The following is a 19,058-nucleotide window of genomic DNA, read 5'->3' as shown; positions in this document are numbered from 1 at the left end:
ACCCATATCAAAAGAGGATTCCCCTTGGTGTGTGGACCTGCAGGACCACGGCGAAAAGGGCATAGATGACGGCCATGAAGGCGGCCGTCACAAGTATCCGCTTTATCCAGTCTTTGACACTGGACCATGAAGCGGGGTCGTAAAAACTGTAGATGGCGAAAAAGGCGAGCGTGGATCCGAGATAGAACCCGAGATGCTTGGCGCCAAAGAATACATACAAGAGCATCACCACCAGGCCCGGTGCCAGGTTCTTCACGGTCTCGACGGGGATGCCGCGGCCAACCTTCGACAAGCCGGTCACCGCCCGGATCAGGTTCCAGGCGGCCAGTATGATGAACACCACCGAAATGACCCTGGGGAACAGGAAGGCTTCCGCCGGTTGCTGGGTGAAACTCAGCCATGTGACGATCGACGCCAGCACGAAGATCGCAACACCGGGAACGATATGCTGCATGCGGTGCGAGGTCATTTCGCGTCCTCCGCAACCGGTTCCGAAGCTGGTGTCTTGCCGCCCGCCAGCATGTTGTTCCAGAACGAATAGGCGATCGAGGCTATAACCAGCGTAATTAGGAAGATGTTCAGCTTGCCGGTGAAGAAGTAGACCCATGGTCCGTCCTGTGCTGCGGCCAGTGTCATGCCCTGGGTAAAGTTGTCTCCGGCGATCGGGCCCAGGATAAGCCCCAGCACCAGCGGTGCAGCGGAGAAGCCGAATTTTTCCAGAATGAACATGCCGACGCCCAGTGCCAGCATGATATGCACGTCGCCGACCGACTGGCCGACCGAGTAGGATCCGAACACCGCCAGTACCAGAACCCCGGCTGCCATGATGGGCGCGGGAGCACGGGCGATCTTGGCAGCCCAGCCGGCAATCATGATGCCGAAGATCACCATCAGGATCTGGCCAACCAGCATCGAGTTGATGAAAGTCCACACGACTTCAGGGTGCTTTTCGAAAATATCGGACCCGGGGAAAATCTCCTTGATCAGCAGGCCGCCGAGCAGCACTGCAGCCGTCGGGCTGCCGGGAATCGACAGGGTCAGCAGCGGGACCAGCGACGGGCCGACCATGGCATTGTTGGCGGATTCCGCAGCCACCACGCCTTCGGGATGGCCGGTGCCGAACTTCTCCCGCTGTGGCGACAGCTTGCGCGACTGGTCGTAAGCTACCAGTCCGGCGATCTGGCCGCCGACACCCGGGATAAGGCCGATGATGGAGCCGATCACCGTACCGATGGACAGGGCCCGGACATACCTGGTGAGCTCGCTGAAGGATTTGGCCAGTTTCTGCCGGGGCACTTCCAGCGCCTCAACAAGGGCATCGACACGGCCCTTCGCCATCATGTCCAGTACCTGCGGAATGGCGAACAGGCCGATGAGTGCCGGGATGATGCCAATGCCGCCACTCAGCGCATCGGCAAATATGAACCGCTCGGTGCCTTGTATCTCATCATAGCCAATGGTCGACAGCCACAAGCCGATACATCCAGACAGCAGGCCTTTGACGAAAGATTTCGAATCCAGTGACCCGATCACCGTCACGCCCAGAATGGCAATCCAGAAAACGTGCGGCGTCTGGATTTTCAACACCCATTGCGCCAGCACCGGCGTCAGGAAGATTAACAGTAAGATACCGATGACCCCGCCAACACCGGAAGACAGAAATGACAGATGCAACGCCCTGGCACCTTCGCCGCGTTTGGCCATTTCATTGCCGTCAAGTGCTGTCGCGATGTTGGCGGGAGCCCCCGGTATCTTGAGCAGGATTGCGCTTACCGCGCCGCCTGCCACCGTGGAAGTATAGGCAGCACCCAGCAGAACGAGTCCGTGGGTTGCCGACATGTGGAAAGTGAACGGGATCAGCAGCGCCACCGCCATTGTCGGCGACAGCCCGGGCGTCGCGCCCAGGATCAGGCCGCCGATGGTGCCGCCGAGCAGCAACATGAACGCCCATGGTTCAAACACGCCGCCAAAATAATTCAGGAACTCCATTGGCCCTGTTTCTTCCCTGTTGTTCCGGTCTCGCAAAACCAGGTGCCGGTTGCATCCGGCTTATCCCCTTGTCAAAACGCTAGCTGATGAAAACAAAAATGCAAACGTTTTCATTTTGTGATAAAATTTGCCTCATGAGGTACTCGAGATCCAGAAAAGGCGCGCCGGGAATTGTCGAGGTTGCAGCCCGGGCCGGGGTCTCCATCGCCACGGTTTCGCGCACCTTCAGCCAGCCCGACAAGGTGCGCGCGCCGACACGGGTGCGCATTGAACAGGCCGCAGATGAGCTCGGTTACATCCGCAATCGCGCCGCCGGCGCCCTGCACAACCGGTTTTCCGGTACACTCGGCCTGGTGGTGCCGACCATCGACAATGCGATTTTTGCCGAACTGATCGAGGCATTCTCGTCCCGCCTGCGGGATTTTGACCGGACCATGCTGATCGCGGCGCATGGCTATGACCTTGATCTGGAGGTGGCCATTGTGCGCTCCCTGCTGGAACGGCGCATTGATGGCATCGCGCTGGTCGGTTTCGACCATGCTGCGGTTTCAATGAATATGCTGCAGCAGCGTGATGTGCCGGTCATATCGGTGTGGAACTTTCGCAATGGCACTGACATTCCCTGCGTCGGGGCAGACAATGTGGCAGCGGCGCGTACCGTGGCCCGGCATTTGCTCGATCTCGGGCATCGCGATATTGCGTTGCTGTTTCCGGATGTGGCGTCAAATGACCGGGCGCGGGACAGGATGAACGGCGTCATGGAAGAGCTGCGCCGGGCCGGGATAAGCACCCCGCCGGACCGGTTGATTTCCTGCCCCTACGATATCGGTGAGGCAAAACGGCTGGTACGCGAGCTGGTGTCGTCCTCCAGGCGCCCCACGGCCATCGTATGCGGAAACGACATCATCGCCCATGGCGCGTGTTATGCCTGTTATGCGGAAGGCGTGCGCATACCGGATGATATCTCGATCGTCGGCATTGGTGATTTTCGCGGCTCCGCTCATCTGGAACCGGGCCTGACCACGATACGAATGCCGGCGCGCAGAATTGGTAACATTGCCGCCGGCAGCCTGGTGCAGATGAGCGACACCGGCATGCCGCCGGAACCGTTCAACCAGAAGGTTGAAATCGAGCTCAAGGATCGTGGTTCGACCATCGCATTGTAACATTTTTGCGAGCCGCCTCATTGCAGCATTGCAATTGTGCGCCGGCACTATCACATGCACTGAAATCTGAAATTTCCCCGCCTCTTTCCATCAGCAAGATCAAGAAACCGGAACAATAATAATGACTGACATATTACCCTACACGCCACCAAAAGTCTGGGCATGGAACACTGAAAGTGGCGGGGACTGGGCGAAAATCAATCGCCCTGTCGCCGGGCCGACCCATGACAAGGAGCTGCCGGTCGGACGCCATCCGCTGCAGTTGTATTCGCTGGCCACGCCCAATGGTGTGAAGGTTGCCGTCATGCTGGAGGAATTGCTGGCGCTTGGTCATGAAGGCGCGGAGTACGATGCGCACCTGATCCGGATCAAGGATGCGGAGCAATTCGGCAGCGGCTTTGTCGGCGTAAATCCCAATTCCAAGATTCCGGCCCTGATGGACCACAGCACCGAAACGCCAACCCGCGTGTTTGAATCAGGCGCCATCCTGCTTTATCTGGCTGAAAAATTCGGTGCCCTCCTGCCAAGCGATCCCGCAAGGCGGGCTGAATGCCTGTCATGGCTGTTCTGGCAAATGGGAAGCGCACCATATCTCGGCGGCGGCTTCGGGCATTTCTACAAGTATGCCCCGGAAAAGTTCGAATATCCCATCGACCGCTTTGCCATGGAAGTGAAACGTCAGCTCGACGTGCTCGACCGCCATCTGGCGACCAGCCGGTACATGTGCGGTGATGAGTACACTATTGCCGATATTGCCATCTGGCCCTGGTATGGCGCGCTGGTCTCCAACACGGTTTATGCGGCGGCTGAATTTCTCTCGGCCCATGAGTACGAGAACCTGAACCGATGGACCAAACTGATCGCCGGACGCGAAACAGTCAGGCGCGGCAGGATGGTCAACAGGACCTGGGGCCCGCTGGAAGAGCAGCTGCATGAACGCCATGACGCCAGTGACTTCCAGCTGCGGACACAGGACAAGGTCGAACTTGCCGCCTGACCGGCTGGCAGGTCAGAAAGCCGGGCCGTTTGGTCCCAGGCGCACGCCCTTGCGCAGCCGGGTGAACGGAATCCGGTCGAGCTGACACGGGTTTGCGCCCGGGCTTTCGGCGAAGATCACCGTTTCGGCAATCGGTTCGTAGTCGGCCAGGAAGTGCACCGCACTTTTCACCACCACGATGGCTTGTTGGGTCGGATCGATCCCCATGTGGGTGAAGATCGCCTGATCGGCGTTCTGGGTGCGGTTTGACCCGACAACGATAGTCACGTCGCAGTCCCGGTCGAGTACCTTCAGCGCCGCCATCGGCCCGAGGCTTGCGTGCGCTCCGCCGTACATCGGTCCGGTGAAGGTGAACTGTCCGTCCGACAGGGCTTCAACCCGGACCCTGGCCTTGAACGGGCCCGTGCCGAGTTGTGGAAACCTGCCGCCGATGGCTACGTCAATTTCAGCGCCTTTGCCAGCGGTGCGGGCGATGCCTGCTGTTTCAGGATCCCACAGCATGCCGATGACCGCCTGTTGTGCGCCGCCATCCACAAGCGCCGCCAGCACGCCGGTAGTATCTCCGGTCGCACCCGCACCCGGATTGTCCTGGGCATCGGCAATCAGCACCGGCTTCGATGCGCTGTCTGCAAGCTGGCCGGCTTTTGCTACCGCATCGGTGGCCGGAACCAGCGGGTTGTGCAGTTCATCTTCTGCCGACTGCAGCGCCGCGATTACTGTGTCGGCAGCTGCGTCCACCGCCTGCTGATCGGTGCCGTAGGCAAACACCGAACAGCCGCAGTCAGTCACATCTGCCGGCGGGAAACCGAACACGAAATCCACCGAACTCACAGCACCGGAGGCCAGTCCCGGCAACATGGCGTACAGCCTGCCGCCAGGTTCCCGCCGGGTCGACTGCGCCTGAATGGGAATGATGTAGTCCAGTTGCCGCCAGGCCTTGGCAAACGGGATGCCACGGGTGAGCTCCTCGCGCAGCAGTTTGCGGGCGCGGGCGCCTGTGTCGGCCATGTCGACATGCGGATAGGTGCGATAGATGGCAACCGACGAGGCGCGCTCGAAGAATTCCCGGGACATGTTGCCGTGCAGGTCGAGGCTGACGGCAATCGGCAGTGCAGGTCCGGTGGCTTCCCTGATGCGGCGTAAAAGTTCAGCCTCGCCGTCTTCGTGGGACTGCGTGACCATGGCGCCGTGCAGGTCGAGATAGACCCCGTCAATGCTGCCTGCCTGTTTCACGCCATCCACGATCATGCCTGCAATGCGGTCAAACGCATCATCGGTGACGTAACCGCCCGGTTCGGCAAAGGTCCACAGGATCGGGATAATGTCGAAATCGTCGCCTTCGTCCAGAAACCCGCCCATGGGCAGGTTGAGACCGGACAGTGTTTCGGTGACCTCAGGCCCAAACTTCATGGCCGGCCATGCACCACCTTCCTTGAAGGTTTCGAACGGAGTCGGGATCGGGGCAAACGTATTGGTTTCATGCTGGAAACCGGCAACAGCAATGCGCGGGCGTTTCATGTAAGCTCATCCTTCGCGGGCAAACAGCTGTTTCGCCATAATGCCGACGCGGCTTTCTATTTCCTCACAGGCATCGAGGATCAGGTCCTCCCGGAAGCGCGGGCCGACGATCTGCACACCAACCGGCAGCCCGTCATTATAGTTGGCGGCGATATTGCCGGCCGGCAGACCTGTGTAATTGAAGGCAATCGAATAAATGCCCGCCTCTAGCGTTTCCCTGACGCCCTCGAGGCCTTGTGCATCACGGTCCCATTCATAAGTGGGCTTCGGCAGGAACGGCGTCAGCACCAGCGGATAGTCCTGGAACATCAGGTTGAACTGGCGGTGATAGTAATTGCGCTTGGCCATGGCCAGCAGCAGATCCTTGCCTTCATGCGGTGTGAACATCTCATAATAGTCGGCAAAGATCTTTTTCAGTGTATCGGAGCCTTGCTTGATGATCTCGTCACCCAGCAGCGCCTTGACCTCGCCAAACAGCGAGCGGGCGCCGTCGCGCGCACATTCGCGCAATTCCGGCATGTCTGCCTCAACCACCTCATAGCCGGCATCGGCCAGGCAGTCTCGCGCAGTATCAAGTGCCGCTTCAACGGCCGGGTGCAGGTCGAACTCGTACATGTTCTTGGTGAAGGCGACTTTTGGCTTGCCCTCCAGTGCCGGGCCTTCGAACGGCATCGGCACCATCCACGGATCATGCGGGTCGTATTCCACCAGGGCGCGCATGCCTGCCCGTACGTCCTTGACCTCTCGCGCCAGCACGCCCTGTACCGACATGATCTGGGCCAGCAGGCCGCGCTCGGCCGTCTGCGACGGGTTCCAGGCAGGCACCCGGCCAAGACCGGGTTTTACCGTCGCTGCACCGGTTGCAGCAGCCGGATAGCGCAGCGAACCACCAATATCGTTGCCGTGTGCGATCGCTCCCATGCCCGACATGACTGCTGATGACGCCCCTCCCGATGACCCTCCGGACGAGGCCCAGTCGTTCCAGGGAGAAAAAGTGCGGCCGTGCAGTTCGTTGGACGTGGTCGCACGGAACGAGAATTCCGGCGTGTTGGTGCGGCCGATGACGATTGCACCTGCCTTTTTGAAGTTGCGCACTACCGGTGAATCATCCGGCGCAATGATGTTCTTGTAGGCTTCGACGCCGTTGGGCGTAGCCCGGCCCGTCTGGTCAATGTTTTCCTTGATGGTGACCGGAACCCCGTGCAGCGGTCCGATGGGCCCGGATTTCGCCAGTTGCTCATCGTGCACCCTGGCTTGCGCAATCGCCTCGTCGCCAAGATCGTCAACGACCGCATTCAGCTTCGGGTTTACCGAGCGCATGCGCTCAACCGTTTGCGTCACCACCTCGCTGGACGGCACGTCACCAGCAGCAATCTTCGCTGCGAGTTCACAGGCACTCAACTGCCAAAGCGGGGATTCGGACATGCATAGTCTCCTCGTTGCAAACAAACCGGCGCGAAATTCAACAACAAGTGCAGGCAGTTGCACAAGAGCATGGCAGCCATGCGCTCGAAGTCAGGAAATTGAACGTCAGCCGTTGACTCGCTTCCCTCAAGGCAGACAGACTGCGTCCCGGGTCACAAGCCTGAATGGCAATGACCGTCAGTATAATGAGGAGGTAAGACTAATGTTACGCTGGACAAGACGACATGTTTTGGCAGCTGCAGCTGTATTTGCAACTGTGGTAGCCGGACCTGCACTGCCTGCGCAGGCGGAAAGTGTACTAAGGGTGATCCCGCACGCGGATCTGAAAAACCTGGATCCGATCTGGACCACGGCCTACATTTCGCGAAATCACGGTTACCTCATCTATGACACCCTGTTTGCGATGAACGAGCAGTTCGTGCCGCAGCCGCAGATGGTCGATACCTATGAAGTGTCTGATGACAAGCTGACCTGGACGTTCAAATTGCGTGATGGCCTGAAGTTCCATGACGGTGCGGACGTGACATCCGACGATGTTATTGCCTCGCTGAAGCGCTGGGGAGCGCGCGACGGCATGGGCCAGCAGCTCATGGGTGCCATGGGCGAAATGGTGGCGGTTGATGCCTCCACGTTCCAGTTCAAGCTCAAGGACCCATATGGCCTGGTGCTGGAATCCATCGGCAAGATTTCATCCAACGTGCCGTTCATCATGCCAAAGCGCGTGGCGGAAACCGATCCGTTCAAGCAGATCGATGACTATACCGGCTCCGGCCCGTTTGTCTTCGTCAAGGAAGAATGGGTGCCCGGTTCAAAAGTGGTCTACAAGAAATTTGCCGACTACAAACCGCGCTCCGAAGCGCCTGATGCAGCATCCGGCGGCAAGATTGCCAAAGTGGATCGCGTCGAGTGGACCTATTTCCCCGACCAGACCACGGCCATGAATGCGCTGATCAATGGTGAAGTGGATTATTTTGAATCGCCTGCCAATGACCTGATGCCGCTGCTCGAAGCAAATGACGGCATTACGGTGGAGATCAACGATCCGCTCGGCAATATCGGCTTTTCCCGCTTCAACCACCTGTTGCCGCCGTTCGACAATGCAGACGTTCGTCGTGCCGCCATCATGGCCATGAAACAGGACGACTACATGCAGGGAGCCGTAGGCGACCAGAAGTTCTGGAAGACCTGCTATTCGGTGTTCCCGTGCGGCACGCCACTGCAGAACGACAATGGGTCCGACGTCATGAAGACCGGCGATCTTGAAAAGGCCAAGGCTGCCCTGACTGCCGCCAACTATGACGGCACACCGGTTGTCATCATGCAGCCGACGGACATTCCGCTGTTGTCGGCGTTCTCGCTGATCACGGCTGAAAAACTGCGTAATATCGGCATGAAGGTTGACGTGCAGGCCATGGACTGGTCGACCCTGACTTCCAGGCGCGCCAAGCGTGACCCGGTTGCAGACGGTGGCTGGAACATTTTCCACACCTGGTGGATCGGTGCCGATGTGATCGACCCGATGGCGATTGCCTTCTCCGGCGATCCTGAAAAGGGCTGGTTCGGCTGGCCTAAGGACGCTGATCTCGAAGCGGCCCGGTCTGCCTATGCAAAGGCAACCACGGCTGAGGAAAAGAAGGCATCTGCCGAAAAGGTGCAGGAGCGTCTCTGGGCGATCGGCGCCTCCGGTCATCTTGGGCAGTTCTTTGTTCCCGTTGCCTACAGGAACAACGTCAAGGGCCTGATCAAGTCACCGGTTCAGTTCTTCTGGAACATGTCGCTCGAGTAAGCCTGATCACATGACTTCAAGCACGGCAGGGTGTACGCTCCCTGCCGTGCTTCACTCTTATATTCTTTAATCGGGAACGGAGCGGCTTGTGGTCTTCTATATTCTCAAGCGAATTCTGGCGACAATACCTGTCATGGGTGTGGTCGCGCTGTTTGTGTTCCTGATGCTGCGCCTGTCGCCCGGTGACCCGGCTGCCGTGATCGCCGGTGACTATGCCACCACCGAGGATATTCTCCGGATCCGGGAAAATCTCGGCCTCAACGATCCCATTGTAGTGCAGTTTACCAAGTGGATCGGCCAGCTTGTCCAGGGCGATCTGGGGATTTCCATTTTCACCAACCTGCCGGTGACCACGCTGATTGCGCAGCGGCTCGAGCCGACCATCATGCTCACGCTGACCACCATCATTTTCACCATTGTTGTTGCAGTGCCGCTCGGTACGCTGGCGGCCTGGAAGCAGGGCAGCCTGATTGACCGGGCCGTCATGCTGTTTTCAGTGGCCGGCTTTTCGGTGCCGGTGTTCGTGCTCGGTTACATCCTGATCTACATCGTGTCGATCCAGCTCAGATGGCTGCCGGTGCAGGGTTACAAGTCGATGTTCACCGACGGTGTCATACCGTTCTTCCGGCACATAATCCTGCCCACCATCACCTTGTCGGTGATCTTTATCGCGCTCATTGCCCGCATGACACGGGCCTCGGTCATGGAGGTGCTGCAGGAAGATTATGTGCGCACCGCGCGCGCCAAGGGCCAGAGCGAATTCAAGGTGCTGATGAAGCATGCGGTGCGCAATGCGGCCGTGCCCATCGTTACCGTCATCGGCCTGGGTATCGCGTTACTGATCGGCGGCGTGGTGGTTACCGAAAGCGTTTACAACATTCCCGGCCTTGGCAGGCTGGTGCTTGATGCGGTCCTGAAGCGCGATTATCCGATTATCCAGGGGCTCATTCTGCTGTTCAGCTTTGTCTACATCGTGATCAACCTGCTGATTGACCTGAGCTACACCTTGTTTGACCCGAGGATCAAATACTGATGAGCACGCAAACAGACAAGGTTGACTTCACCACCTCCGCCGAGGCCACGCTCACGTCGCGCAAGGATGCCTCCCTGGCGTCCCTTATGTGGAAGCATCCGTCGGTTTTCTGGGGCGGGCTGCTGTTGGCGATCATGGTGCTTGTCGCCGTGTTCGGGCCGCTGCTGACGGCTGATCCGGTGGCCATCAATCCAATCAAGCGGCTGAAAGTGCCGTCTGCGGAATTCTGGTTCGGTACCGATTATCTTGGCCGCAATGTGTATTCCCGTGTCATCTACGGAGCACGTGTCTCGCTGGTGGTCGGCCTCGCCGTGGCGATAGTTGCGGTTGTACTCGGCCTGGTCACGGGCCTGATATCCGGTTACATGCGCTGGCTCGATGCCATCATCATGCGGGTGATGGACGGGCTGATGGCGATCCCCGGTATTCTGCTGGCGATCGCCCTGATTTCCCTGTCCGGCGCCACCTTGTTCACCGTCATCATCGCCATTGTCATCCCGGAAATTCCCAGGGTGGTGCGGCTGGTGCGTTCCGTCGTGCTGACCGTGCGTGAAGAACCTTATGTTGAAGCCGCCATTGCCGCCGGCACCCGCACCCACTTGATACTGGTGCGCCATATCCTGCCCAACACCATCGCCCCGCTGATCGTGCAGGCGACCTATATCTGCGGTTCCGCCATGCTGACGGAATCCATACTGGGTTTCCTGGGAGCAGGCATTCCGCCGGAAATTCCGAGCTGGGGAAACATCATGTCGGAAGGCCGGACCTATTTCCAGCTGTCGCCGTGGATCATCTTCTTCCCCGGCATCGCCCTGGCGCTGACCGTGCTGGCGGTAAATACCGTGGGCGATGGTTTGCGAGACACGCTTGATCCACGCATTGCGAGGAAGATGTGATGGCAAAAGAGAACTCCTCACAACCGGTGCTGGATATTCGCGGCCTGTCGGTAACCCTGCCGGAAGGCGCGGACCGGGAGTTTGCCATCGAGGACATTTCGCTCACCGTCGGCCGTGGTGAAATCGTCTGCGTGGTGGGCGAGTCCGGGTCGGGCAAGTCGGTGAGTGCGCAAACCGTCATGGGCCTGATACCGCGCAAGGAACTGAACCCGGTTGCCGGTGAAGTCATGCTGCAGGGAGAGGACCTGCTCAAGAAGTCGGAAATCGAACTGCGCGAGTTGCGCGGCGTGAAAATGGCGATGATCTTCCAGGAACCGATGACGGCGCTCAACCCGGTCATGCAGGTTGGCGACCAGATCGGTGAAATGCTGGAAATCCATACATCCATGTCGGCGTCCGAACGCCACGAGCGCATCATCGAGGTGATGAACGATGTCGGCCTGCCCGATGTAAACCAGATGGTAGACAGCTATCCGCATCAATTGTCCGGCGGCCAGCGCCAGCGCATCATGATCGCCATGGCGCTTGCACTGGAACCGGCATTGCTGATTGCCGATGAGCCGACCACAGCACTTGATGTGACGACGCAGGCGCAGATCCTCGACCTGATCAAGGATATCCAGAAACGCCACGGCACCGGGGTGATGTTCATTACCCATGACTTTGGCGTGGTAGCCGAAATTGCCGACCGGGTCGTGGTCATGCAGAACGGTAATGTGGTTGAACAGGGGACCGCAAAGCAGGTGCTGACGAAGCCCCGCGAGCCATATACCAAGATGCTGATTGGCTCAGTCCCCAGCCTGACGCCGCCCAAGCGAAAGGCCATCACCGCCGGCGAGCCGATACTGGCAACCAAGGGTCTTGAAAAGATTTATGGCGCGCTCGGGTGGTTTGGCGGCGGCCGCGTTGTTCACGCCGCCAAGCAGGTGGAACTGGAAGTCCGGCGCGGCGAGACCCTTGGCGTGGTTGGTGAATCCGGCTCCGGCAAGTCGACCGTGGCCCGCTGTATCGTGCGCCTGATCGATCCGACCAGCGGCGAGGTGCTGATCGATGGCCAGAACATTGCGGAAATGTCCCAGTCGGAACTGCGTTCCTATCGCCGCAATGTTCAGGTGGTATTTCAGGACCCGTATCGCTCGCTGAACCCGCGCCGCACCGTTGGTCAGTCGATCGTCGAGGGCCCGATGAATTTCGGCACCTCGCAGGAAGAGGCCCTGGAGCGGGCCCGTGACCTGATGGAGATCGTCGGTTTGTCACCGCATGCGCTTGACCGGTTCCCGCACCAGTTTTCCGGTGGCCAGCGCCAGCGTATCTGTATTGCCAGGGCACTGGCCATGGAGCCGAAAGTGCTGATTGCCGACGAGGCGGTATCCGCGCTTGACGTGTCGGTTCAGGCCCAGGTGCTGAAACTGCTCGATGATGTGCGCAAGCGCTTTGACCTGGCCATGCTGTTCATTACCCATGACCTCAGGGTGGCGGCACAGATCTGCGACCGGATCATGGTCATGCAGCAGGGCGAAGTTGTCGAGCAGGGACTGACGGCCAGTGTTTATGCCAAGCCATCCCACCCTTACACAAAGCTGCTGCTTGATGCCGCACCGGGACGCGACTCGTTCGCGGCAGGTTGACCTGGACTGGTTGATTCAACAATGGGGCAGGCCGCGCGGCGGCCTGATGGTACCTTGCGGCCTGTGCATCTCATCACATACTGGATGGCATAGGACTGTTAGCCGGTTGCGGGTAAAGTTCAGTTTGATCCTTGAAGTTGAATGCCTGAGAAAGACAACCGCGACATGAAACCGAGCATCCATGAAGCAGTCACCCCGCAACAACGCCGCGATGTGTATCGCTTCCGCTATGACATCTATGTCGAGGAGATGGGCAGGTACCGCTCGGTCGCCGACCATGACCAGCGCATTTTCGCAGAACCTGAGGACGAGACCGCCCGGCTGTACTATGCCACGGACGGCGAGCAGATCGTTGCCACCATGCGCCATAACTGGGGCGGCGATGCACCCTTGTGCGCCCGGCAGATCGAGCAATACGACCTTGCCCGGTTTCTTGAGGAAATCCCGTGCGACCAGATGATTGTTGGCGAGCGCTTCATGGTTGCCCCGAGCCAGCGCGGCACCGACCTGATTTTCCGGCTGTTTCAGACCTACCTGAATTTCGTCAATGAACATCGCATCCAGTTGATATTCGGCGACTGCGAACCTCATTTGCTCAATCTCTATCTGGGCATGGGTTTTCGCACCTATGCCGAGAGGAACGTCAACAGTACCGAAACCGGATACCTCGTCCCGCTGGTCATGGTGCCGGAAGACATCACTTACATGAAGCAGGTGAAGTCGCCGTTCGTGAGCCTATTGCAGGACTATGGTGATGCCGCGAAAGTGCCCGGCTGCCTGCCGGAGTTATTGTCTTCCGGCCGGTTGGTCATGAGCCAGGCGCTGACGCCGCAAAAAGAGTATCAGTCGGAAATCGACCATGCCATCCGGCTGGCTGAAAACCCGACCCACCTGTTTGACGGCCTGAGCGAAGAAGAATGCCAGCGCTGCCTGTCCAAGAGCAATGCGATCGAATGCATGGCCGGTGATCATCTCATCAAGAGTGGCAACGTGGCCCAGAACATGTTTGCGGTATTGTCCGGTACACTGGAAGTTCGCAACCGCGACCGGGTCGTGGACGTGTGCTGCAGCGGTGACATTGTCGGTGAAATGGCATTTCTGCTGGAAAGCCCGCGGGCAGCGGATGTCTATGTTGCGACCGACGGCACTCGGGTCCTGTCGCTGAGCGAGAGCAACCTGAAAAAGCTGGCCGTAAATGAACCGCAACTGGCGGCAAAACTGCTTCTCAACCTGTCAAAGCTGCTGTGTTACAAGCTGCAGCGCGTGGGGTGAGGAACTGTTGCAAGCCGTACCGGAGTGACGCGAGTCGACTGAGGCATGCCCGTCATTCAGGGGCGACCAAGCCATACATTGTGCGTCAAGGTTCCATTTGCTACTAATCTTCATGAACGGGGGGGAAGGGCAGTAACTAGTTCATGACGCAACAATCAACTGCTGCGGCAGTGTTTTCCAGGGTGCTGATACCCCCCGAAGAGGAAACAACGGCCTCGGGATCCGGCCGGTTTGTTCGTCTGGCGCTTGCGACAGCCATGCTTTCTGTCTGTCTCGAGAGTGTTATAAGCTTGCCGGGCGACTGGAATTCGATAAACACGTCGGAATTGGTAGCGTCTGTGGGCCTGCTGGTAACCGTGCCAGCGGTTTTCTTTATCCAGATCAGCCGGCTGGCCATCGCCGCATTTACCGTGTTTCTTACTCTGCATGTTCTCAATGACTGGGACACGCTGGCAAATCATACCTGGCTGGCGGCCTGGACAATACCGGCGGCGGCTTTTGTTTCAAAATGGTGGGAACGGGAAACTTATGCGGATTATCTGCGCATAACTCTGGGCATAGTCATGCTCGCCGCCGCAGGTCAGAAACTCCTGGCCGGTACTTATCTTGATGGCAGCTTTATTGCCTATTTGAGCTATTCCGGAAGCACGACCGAGCAGATGTTCCAGTTCTTCTGTTCTGAGCAAACGTTGCAGAACCCGTGCGGTTGGCACAAATTTCTCGGAACGTTCATAGTCGCCTGGCAGGTGGTGGTCGGCCTGTTGCTGCTGGCTGGCTTGCGGTCCCTGTGGTTCTTGTTCATCGAGGTCGGATTTTTGCTCGGTGCCGGCGTCTATGCCGATGAAATGAACTTCCAGGTTCTGAACATTGCGCTGCTCTGCGTCGCATTCCGCGTGGGCATGTCATACTGGTTGTTTGCAATCTGTGCAGTCCTGCTGGTTGTCGATGTCTTTGGAATCGGGAGGTTGCTGGTGCATGCCTTTTAAACTTCCCTTTTCACAGTCCGATGGTTGGCCGGTCCATAAAATCGGATTTGCCCTGCTGCTTCTGCTGCACTCGATATGGATTGTGGTTCACATGAATCTGGTTTCACGGGAACTGGTCAACCCGTGGAAACTTGGCGGTTACGCAATGTACACCACTGCGAATCCGCGGCCCAAGCTGCAGATTTTCGACATGCGATTTGGACCGACTCCCATGGATTGGGCCTCCTACAATGACAAAGGGTTCTTTGAAGAAAACTATAGATACGCCTTCCGCTGTGCGCAGTTTTCCGAAAAGTCGATGCGCAGGTTCTTCGCAGACAACAGCCTTTTGATCGGTGTTCCCATACAGTTCGTCGTCTGGGAGAAACGGTTACTTCGCGGACCGGTCCGGATCGAGGGTGCCGCGCATGCCTTGCTGGCAATCAGATGGATGGGCTCCGATGAATTTCAGTATGCCGGACAGGTGTGCGGTCAGAAGTACGGTGGGAAGATTAAACTCAAACAGTGAGATTGCTGCCGACCGCGCCCGGTAGTCGTTGTCAGTCCCGGGTGTCAGAATACGCCGCTTCGGCTTCATAATAGGCATCAAATCCAACCGCCTTGCGCAGGTCGGCAAAGTCCAGCAGGCGGTCGGCGGGGTGTTCGCGGCGCGCCATCTCGGCAAGCGATGCCTGGATGGCTTTCATGGCAGCCGACATCAGCGTCAGCGGGTAGGCGGCAAAATTATAGCCCAGTTCGTGCAGGCGGTCAGGATGTAGTATCGGTGTTGCGCCGCCCTCGACCAGGTTGGCCATGTGAATGCCCGCTGCTTCGCTTGTCAGTCGCGCCATTTCGGTTTCAGACTGAGGTGCTTCGACAAACAATATATCCGCGCCCAGGTCCGAAAACCCCTTGGCCCGGTCGATGGCTTCATCCAGACCGTGCCCGTGACGGGCGTCTGTGCGCGCCAGTATCATGATGTCGGCACCGGCCTCGCGCGCATCAACCGCGGCCCTGATCCGGTTGAATGCCTCTTCGCGCGCGACAACCAGCTTCCCCTTGGTGTGGCCGCATCTTTTGGGTGACACCTGATCCTCGATCATGACGGCGCCAAATCCGGCACGGGCATATTGCTCGACCGTGCGTCGCACATTGAGCGCATTTCCGTAACCGGTGTCGCCGTCACCGATCACCGGGATGTCGGTCGCGGCACAGATGTTGCGGCCCTGGTCCAGCATTTCGCCGAATGAGATCAATCCCGTATCAGGCGCGCCGATGCGCGATGCAGACACGGCAAAGCCCGACATGAAGGTGAAGCCAAAGCCCGCGTCGCCGATCATCTTCGCACTCAGCGCATCCCAGCAGCACGGCATCACGTGGCAGGTATCTTCAGCCAGCAGTTGTTTCAGTCGGGCGGCGGGAGACAGGTTGGTCATGGGCAACTCTTCGGGTCTAAAGTTTGAACGGAATGTACATGGCAAGGTCCGGGAACTCGTAGATCAGGAACACGGTGAACAGCATCAGGGCCAGAAACGGCCAAACGCCTTTTGCCACTTCCTGCATGGAGGCCTTGCCGACCGCTTGTATCACATAAAGGTTCAGCCCCACCGGCGGCGTGATCAGGGCGCATTCGATCATGATGACAAAGAACACGCCAAACCAGATCGGGTCTATGCCGAGGCCGAGCAGCGAAGGTGCGAGCACCGGCACCATGATCAGCATCATCGACAGCGCTTCCAGGAACAGACCCATCAATACCAGCACCGCGCCCACGACAAGAATGAACAGCCAGGCTTCGGAAAAATTCTGCGAGATGAAAAACGACACGTCCTGCGGGATGCGGTACAGCGAAATGGCTTTGCCGAACACTTTGGCGCCGGCAACGATCAGCAGGATGGTGACGGTTGTCACCATGGACTGCGTGACCGCTTCTTTCAGGGTTTCCCAGGTCAGGGTGCGCAGGATGAAGCCGGTAATGATCAATGATGCCGCGAAGCCTATTGCCGCAGCTTCAGTAGGTGTGAAAACACCCCAGTAGATGCCCCAGATGATAAGGCCGGCCAGTCCCAATGCAGGCAAGGCGCGCAGGCCCGTATCGCGCCGTTCTGTCCAGCTTGCCTTGGGGGAGGACTGGCACTGTGGCGACAACCATGCATAAATCATCGAAAACCCAATAAACAGCGCCATCAGTATCAGGCCCGGCCCGATACCCGCCAGGAACAGCTTGATGACCGATTCCTCGGTGATGAAGCCGTAGACGATCATCGGAATTGACGGCGGGATCAGGATGCCCAGCGTCCCGCCGGCCGCCAGCAGGCCCAGTACAAACGGCCGCGGATAGCCTCGCTGGCTCATTTCCGGAATGGCGACGGTGCCGATGGTGGCCGCGGTCGCCACGGATGAGCCGGAGATGGCGGCAAAGATGCCGCAGGATATCACCGTGGCTATGGCCAGCCCGCCGGGCAGGTGTCCGACCCAGGCCTGCACCGCGGCAAACAGGTCGCGTCCGACACCGCCTTTCAAAAGCACATTGGACATCAAAAGGAACAGCGGCACGGCCAGCAGCACGAAGTTGTCGATTGTGCCGAGCATACTCTGCGGCGCCATCAGGGGCGAGAACCCGCCCATCAGCAACAGCACCAGGCCGAGGCCGCCAAGCGCAAATGCCACCGGTACCCGCATCAGCAGCAGGGTAAACAGGGCCAGCAGGATCAAGATGGTGGTCATCTAGTGCTCGCCCGTGCCGGCTGGTTTGGCAACTGGCTTGCCGCGTGCCAGCTTGAACAGGTCAGCCGCACACACCAGGACCGACAGGCCGAAACCCAGCGGAATGACCATTTCGGTCCACCAGTTGGGAATGTTCAGCATGGTGCCGGTGGACCGGCCGCGAACGAAACTGTCCCAGGCGATTTCCCAACCGAACCAGAACACGACGATACAGAAAAACCCCGTAAACACGACGCTCACCAGGTCGCAAAACCGCTGCGCCCAGCCCGGCAACCGTTCATACAACAACTCGATATTGATGTTCTTGCGCCGGGCGATGGTATGCGGCAGGGCGATGTACATGCCCCAGATCAGGAACATCTGGGATATTTCAGCAGCCCAGATGGTGGGAGCGGAAAACACATAGCGCGCCACGACTTCCCAGGTCAGCAACATGCCGGTTGCAAAGAACAGCCAGGCTGCAGCAGCACCCAGCCAGTCTATTGTTTTGTCCGAGAAATTCACGCCATGTCCCTGCAAAGACAAATGTCAGATGAGTGTCATTTCGGGCCGGGGTCCCAACCGAAAGCGGTTGTCGGATCCCGACCCGGTACCATGTATCACTACCGCAGCCGGGTTACTTCAGCGACTGTGCTGCCTGCAACACCTTGGCACCAAGCTCGCCGGAGGCGGCCTTGTAACCATCAATGACCGGTTGGGCCGTTTTTCTCCAGGCTGCCACCTCTTCGGCAGTCGGTGTGTAAACGGTCATGCCGTTCTTCTTGGCTTCGACATAGGCGTTCTGTTCGATTTCGCTCACATTGTCACGCACGGCCAGTTCGGCTTTGCGGGCGGCGGCCGAAATCACCTTGCGGGTATCTTCCGGCAGGCCCTGCCAGAATTTCTCGTTGACCAGCACGATGAACTCGATGTCGGCATGGTTGGTCACGGTGATATGGTCCATGACTTCCCACAGTTTGCGCGACTTGACTCCGGACACGCCCGTCATGCCGATGTCGACGGTGCCGCGCTGGTAGGCAAGATATTGTTCGGAACCTGAAATCAGTGTCGGGGACCCGCCGGCGGCTTCGGTAAATGCACCAAGAGTTTTGCCAAAAACCCGCACTTTCTTGTTCTTCATGTCATCCGGTGTCTTTACCGGTGCACCCTTGGACAACAGGATTGCTCCGCCATAAGCCTGCCACCACAATACCCGCGACCCAGTGCCCATTATGGCTTCATCAAGCATCATCCTGACCGGGCTGTCGGGCGCGATTGCCTTGCGTACCAGCTCCTCGGAATTGAACATGAACGGCACGTAGAAAATATCAACCGCCGGTACGTCGCCGACAAACCGGGTCAGTGAGGCGACACCCATTTCAATGGAGCCAGACCCAACTGCCTGCGGCACTTCCTTGTCCTTGTAGAGCTGGGCTGAATCGTAAATCTGGACCTCGACCTTGCCGCCGGAGTTCTTCTCCACCTCTTCCTTGAACAGCACCAGGTTCTGGCCGAGATGGCTCTTCAGCGGCAGCTGTAGCGAGATACGAAGTGTTGTGTCGGCAGCCATTGCGGCCACCGAGGAGACGGCAATCACCAAAGCTGCCATCACGGATGCAAATAGGCGTTTCATGATGTATTTTCCCTGTGAATTGTCATTGATCTTGTTGTCGGCCT

Annotated in this window: 17 protein-coding genes; 9 read left to right on the top strand and 8 right to left on the bottom strand. The window is 58.5% G+C overall.

Annotated elements, in window-relative coordinates; translation table 11 throughout:
- Positions 1-7: 7 nt before the first annotated feature.
- Together DHN55_RS03985 and DHN55_RS03980 are read right to left on the bottom strand one after the other, a co-directional pair.
- A complete protein-coding gene (locus DHN55_RS03985; protein WP_108880079.1) occupies positions 8-469 on the bottom strand; it encodes a tripartite tricarboxylate transporter TctB family protein in 462 nt (153 codons plus the stop codon).
- On the bottom strand, positions 466-1,989 hold the full coding sequence (locus tag DHN55_RS03980; RefSeq protein WP_108880078.1) for a tripartite tricarboxylate transporter permease: 1,524 nt from the start codon (positions 1,987-1,989) through the stop codon (positions 466-468). Before DHN55_RS03980 ends, DHN55_RS03985 begins: the two co-directional genes overlap by 4 nt.
- A 134-nt stretch (positions 1,990-2,123) precedes the next feature.
- On the opposite strand from DHN55_RS03980, the gene DHN55_RS03975 reads away from it, so the two are divergent.
- Positions 2,124-3,155 carry a substrate-binding domain-containing protein gene (locus tag DHN55_RS03975; protein WP_108880077.1) on the top strand — a complete coding sequence of 344 codons (1,032 nt, stop codon included), beginning with the start codon at positions 2,124-2,126 and terminating at the stop codon, positions 3,153-3,155.
- 121 nt (positions 3,156-3,276) lie between these two features.
- Complete coding sequence (gene yghU, locus DHN55_RS03970; protein WP_108880076.1) at positions 3,277-4,152, top strand: glutathione-dependent disulfide-bond oxidoreductase; 876 nt, start codon at positions 3,277-3,279, stop codon at positions 4,150-4,152.
- Between the two features lie 12 nt (positions 4,153-4,164).
- Here yghU and DHN55_RS03965 read toward each other — a convergent pair whose 3' ends face one another.
- Positions 4,165-5,670: a M81 family metallopeptidase gene (locus DHN55_RS03965; RefSeq protein WP_108880075.1), complete on the bottom strand. Its 1,506-nt coding sequence runs from the start codon at positions 5,668-5,670 to the stop codon at positions 4,165-4,167.
- A 6-nt stretch (positions 5,671-5,676) separates the two neighbouring features.
- On the bottom strand, positions 5,677-7,095 hold the full coding sequence (locus tag DHN55_RS03960; protein WP_108880074.1) for an amidase: 1,419 nt from the start codon (positions 7,093-7,095) through the stop codon (positions 5,677-5,679).
- 304 nt (positions 7,096-7,399) lie between these two features.
- On the opposite strand from DHN55_RS03960, the gene DHN55_RS03955 reads away from it, so the two are divergent.
- The 7 genes from DHN55_RS03955 (at position 7,400) to DHN55_RS03925 (ending at position 15,204) form a co-directional block, all read left to right on the top strand.
- The gene (locus DHN55_RS03955; RefSeq protein ID WP_337659900.1) at positions 7,400-8,881 is read left to right on the top strand and encodes an ABC transporter substrate-binding protein; all 1,482 of its coding nucleotides are present in this window, start codon (positions 7,400-7,402) and stop codon (positions 8,879-8,881) included.
- Positions 8,882-8,969: 88 nt separating this feature from the next.
- Entirely contained in the window at positions 8,970-9,914 is a 945-nt protein-coding gene (locus DHN55_RS03950; protein WP_108880072.1) for an ABC transporter permease subunit, read from the top strand.
- An 86-nt stretch (positions 9,915-10,000) separates the two neighbouring features.
- Positions 10,001-10,810, top strand: a complete 810-nt coding sequence (locus DHN55_RS03945) for an ABC transporter permease (protein WP_337660236.1) — start codon at positions 10,001-10,003, stop codon at positions 10,808-10,810.
- The gene (locus DHN55_RS03940) at positions 10,810-12,438 is read left to right on the top strand and encodes a dipeptide ABC transporter ATP-binding protein (protein ID WP_108880070.1); all 1,629 of its coding nucleotides are present in this window, start codon (positions 10,810-10,812) and stop codon (positions 12,436-12,438) included. Before DHN55_RS03945 ends, DHN55_RS03940 begins: the two co-directional genes overlap by 1 nt.
- Positions 12,439-12,579: 141 nt before the next feature.
- On the top strand, positions 12,580-13,710 hold the full coding sequence (locus DHN55_RS03935) for a cyclic nucleotide-binding domain-containing protein (RefSeq protein ID WP_108880069.1): 1,131 nt from the start codon (positions 12,580-12,582) through the stop codon (positions 13,708-13,710).
- A 143-nt stretch (positions 13,711-13,853) separates the two neighbouring features.
- Positions 13,854-14,696 carry a hypothetical protein gene (locus tag DHN55_RS03930; protein ID WP_108880068.1) on the top strand — a complete coding sequence of 281 codons (843 nt, stop codon included), beginning with the start codon at positions 13,854-13,856 and terminating at the stop codon, positions 14,694-14,696.
- Positions 14,686-15,204: a hypothetical protein gene (locus DHN55_RS03925; protein ID WP_108880067.1), complete on the top strand. Its 519-nt coding sequence runs from the start codon at positions 14,686-14,688 to the stop codon at positions 15,202-15,204. Before DHN55_RS03930 ends, DHN55_RS03925 begins: the two co-directional genes overlap by 11 nt.
- 31 nt (positions 15,205-15,235) lie before the next feature.
- Here the strand turns inward: DHN55_RS03925 and DHN55_RS03920 are convergent, their stop codons facing one another.
- The 4 genes from DHN55_RS03920 to DHN55_RS03905 form a co-directional block, all read right to left on the bottom strand.
- Positions 15,236-16,111, bottom strand: a complete 876-nt coding sequence (locus tag DHN55_RS03920) for an isocitrate lyase/phosphoenolpyruvate mutase family protein (protein WP_108880066.1) — start codon at positions 16,109-16,111, stop codon at positions 15,236-15,238.
- A gap of 16 nt (positions 16,112-16,127) precedes the next feature.
- On the bottom strand, positions 16,128-17,402 hold the full coding sequence (locus DHN55_RS03915; protein WP_108880065.1) for a TRAP transporter large permease subunit: 1,275 nt from the start codon (positions 17,400-17,402) through the stop codon (positions 16,128-16,130).
- A complete protein-coding gene (locus DHN55_RS03910) occupies positions 17,403-17,906 on the bottom strand; it encodes a TRAP transporter small permease subunit (protein WP_108880064.1) in 504 nt (167 codons plus the stop codon).
- A 112-nt stretch (positions 17,907-18,018) separates the two neighbouring features.
- Positions 18,019-19,014 carry a TRAP transporter substrate-binding protein DctP gene (locus tag DHN55_RS03905; RefSeq protein WP_108880063.1) on the bottom strand — a complete coding sequence of 332 codons (996 nt, stop codon included), beginning with the start codon at positions 19,012-19,014 and terminating at the stop codon, positions 18,019-18,021.
- Positions 19,015-19,058: the final 44 nt, after the last annotated feature.

Source organism: Anderseniella sp. Alg231-50, from assembly GCF_900149695.1.
Classification (GTDB): domain Bacteria; phylum Pseudomonadota; class Alphaproteobacteria; order Rhizobiales; family Aestuariivirgaceae; genus Anderseniella.
The sequence above is the reverse complement of the archived record's forward strand: the minus strand, read 5'-3'. Positions and strand labels throughout refer to the sequence as shown.

Bases quoted from the DNA above. Each gene is read 5' to 3' on its own strand.
- yghU (WP_108880076.1), top strand. From the start codon at position 3,277: ATGACTGACATATTACCCTACACGCCACCAAAAGTCTGGGCATGGAAC.
- DHN55_RS03915 (WP_108880065.1), bottom strand. From the start codon at position 17,402: ATGACCACCATCTTGATCCTGCTGGCCCTGTTTACCCTGCTGCTGATG.
- DHN55_RS03925 (WP_108880067.1), top strand. From the start codon at position 14,686: ATGCCTTTTAAACTTCCCTTTTCACAGTCCGATGGTTGGCCGGTCCAT.
- DHN55_RS03905 (WP_108880063.1), bottom strand. From the start codon at position 19,014: ATGAAACGCCTATTTGCATCCGTGATGGCAGCTTTGGTGATTGCCGTC.
- DHN55_RS03975 (WP_108880077.1), top strand. From the start codon at position 2,124: ATGAGGTACTCGAGATCCAGAAAAGGCGCGCCGGGAATTGTCGAGGTT.
- DHN55_RS03935 (WP_108880069.1), top strand. From the start codon at position 12,580: ATGCCTGAGAAAGACAACCGCGACATGAAACCGAGCATCCATGAAGCA.
- DHN55_RS03980 (WP_108880078.1), bottom strand. From the start codon at position 1,989: ATGGAGTTCCTGAATTATTTTGGCGGCGTGTTTGAACCATGGGCGTTC.
- DHN55_RS03960 (WP_108880074.1), bottom strand. From the start codon at position 7,095: ATGTCCGAATCCCCGCTTTGGCAGTTGAGTGCCTGTGAACTCGCAGCG.
- DHN55_RS03920 (WP_108880066.1), bottom strand. From the start codon at position 16,111: ATGACCAACCTGTCTCCCGCCGCCCGACTGAAACAACTGCTGGCTGAA.
- DHN55_RS03965 (WP_108880075.1), bottom strand. From the start codon at position 5,670: ATGAAACGCCCGCGCATTGCTGTTGCCGGTTTCCAGCATGAAACCAAT.
- DHN55_RS03945 (WP_337660236.1), top strand. From the start codon at position 10,001: ATGTGGAAGCATCCGTCGGTTTTCTGGGGCGGGCTGCTGTTGGCGATC.
- DHN55_RS03930 (WP_108880068.1), top strand. From the start codon at position 13,854: ATGACGCAACAATCAACTGCTGCGGCAGTGTTTTCCAGGGTGCTGATA.
- DHN55_RS03985 (WP_108880079.1), bottom strand. From the start codon at position 469: ATGACCTCGCACCGCATGCAGCATATCGTTCCCGGTGTTGCGATCTTC.
- DHN55_RS03940 (WP_108880070.1), top strand. From the start codon at position 10,810: ATGGCAAAAGAGAACTCCTCACAACCGGTGCTGGATATTCGCGGCCTG.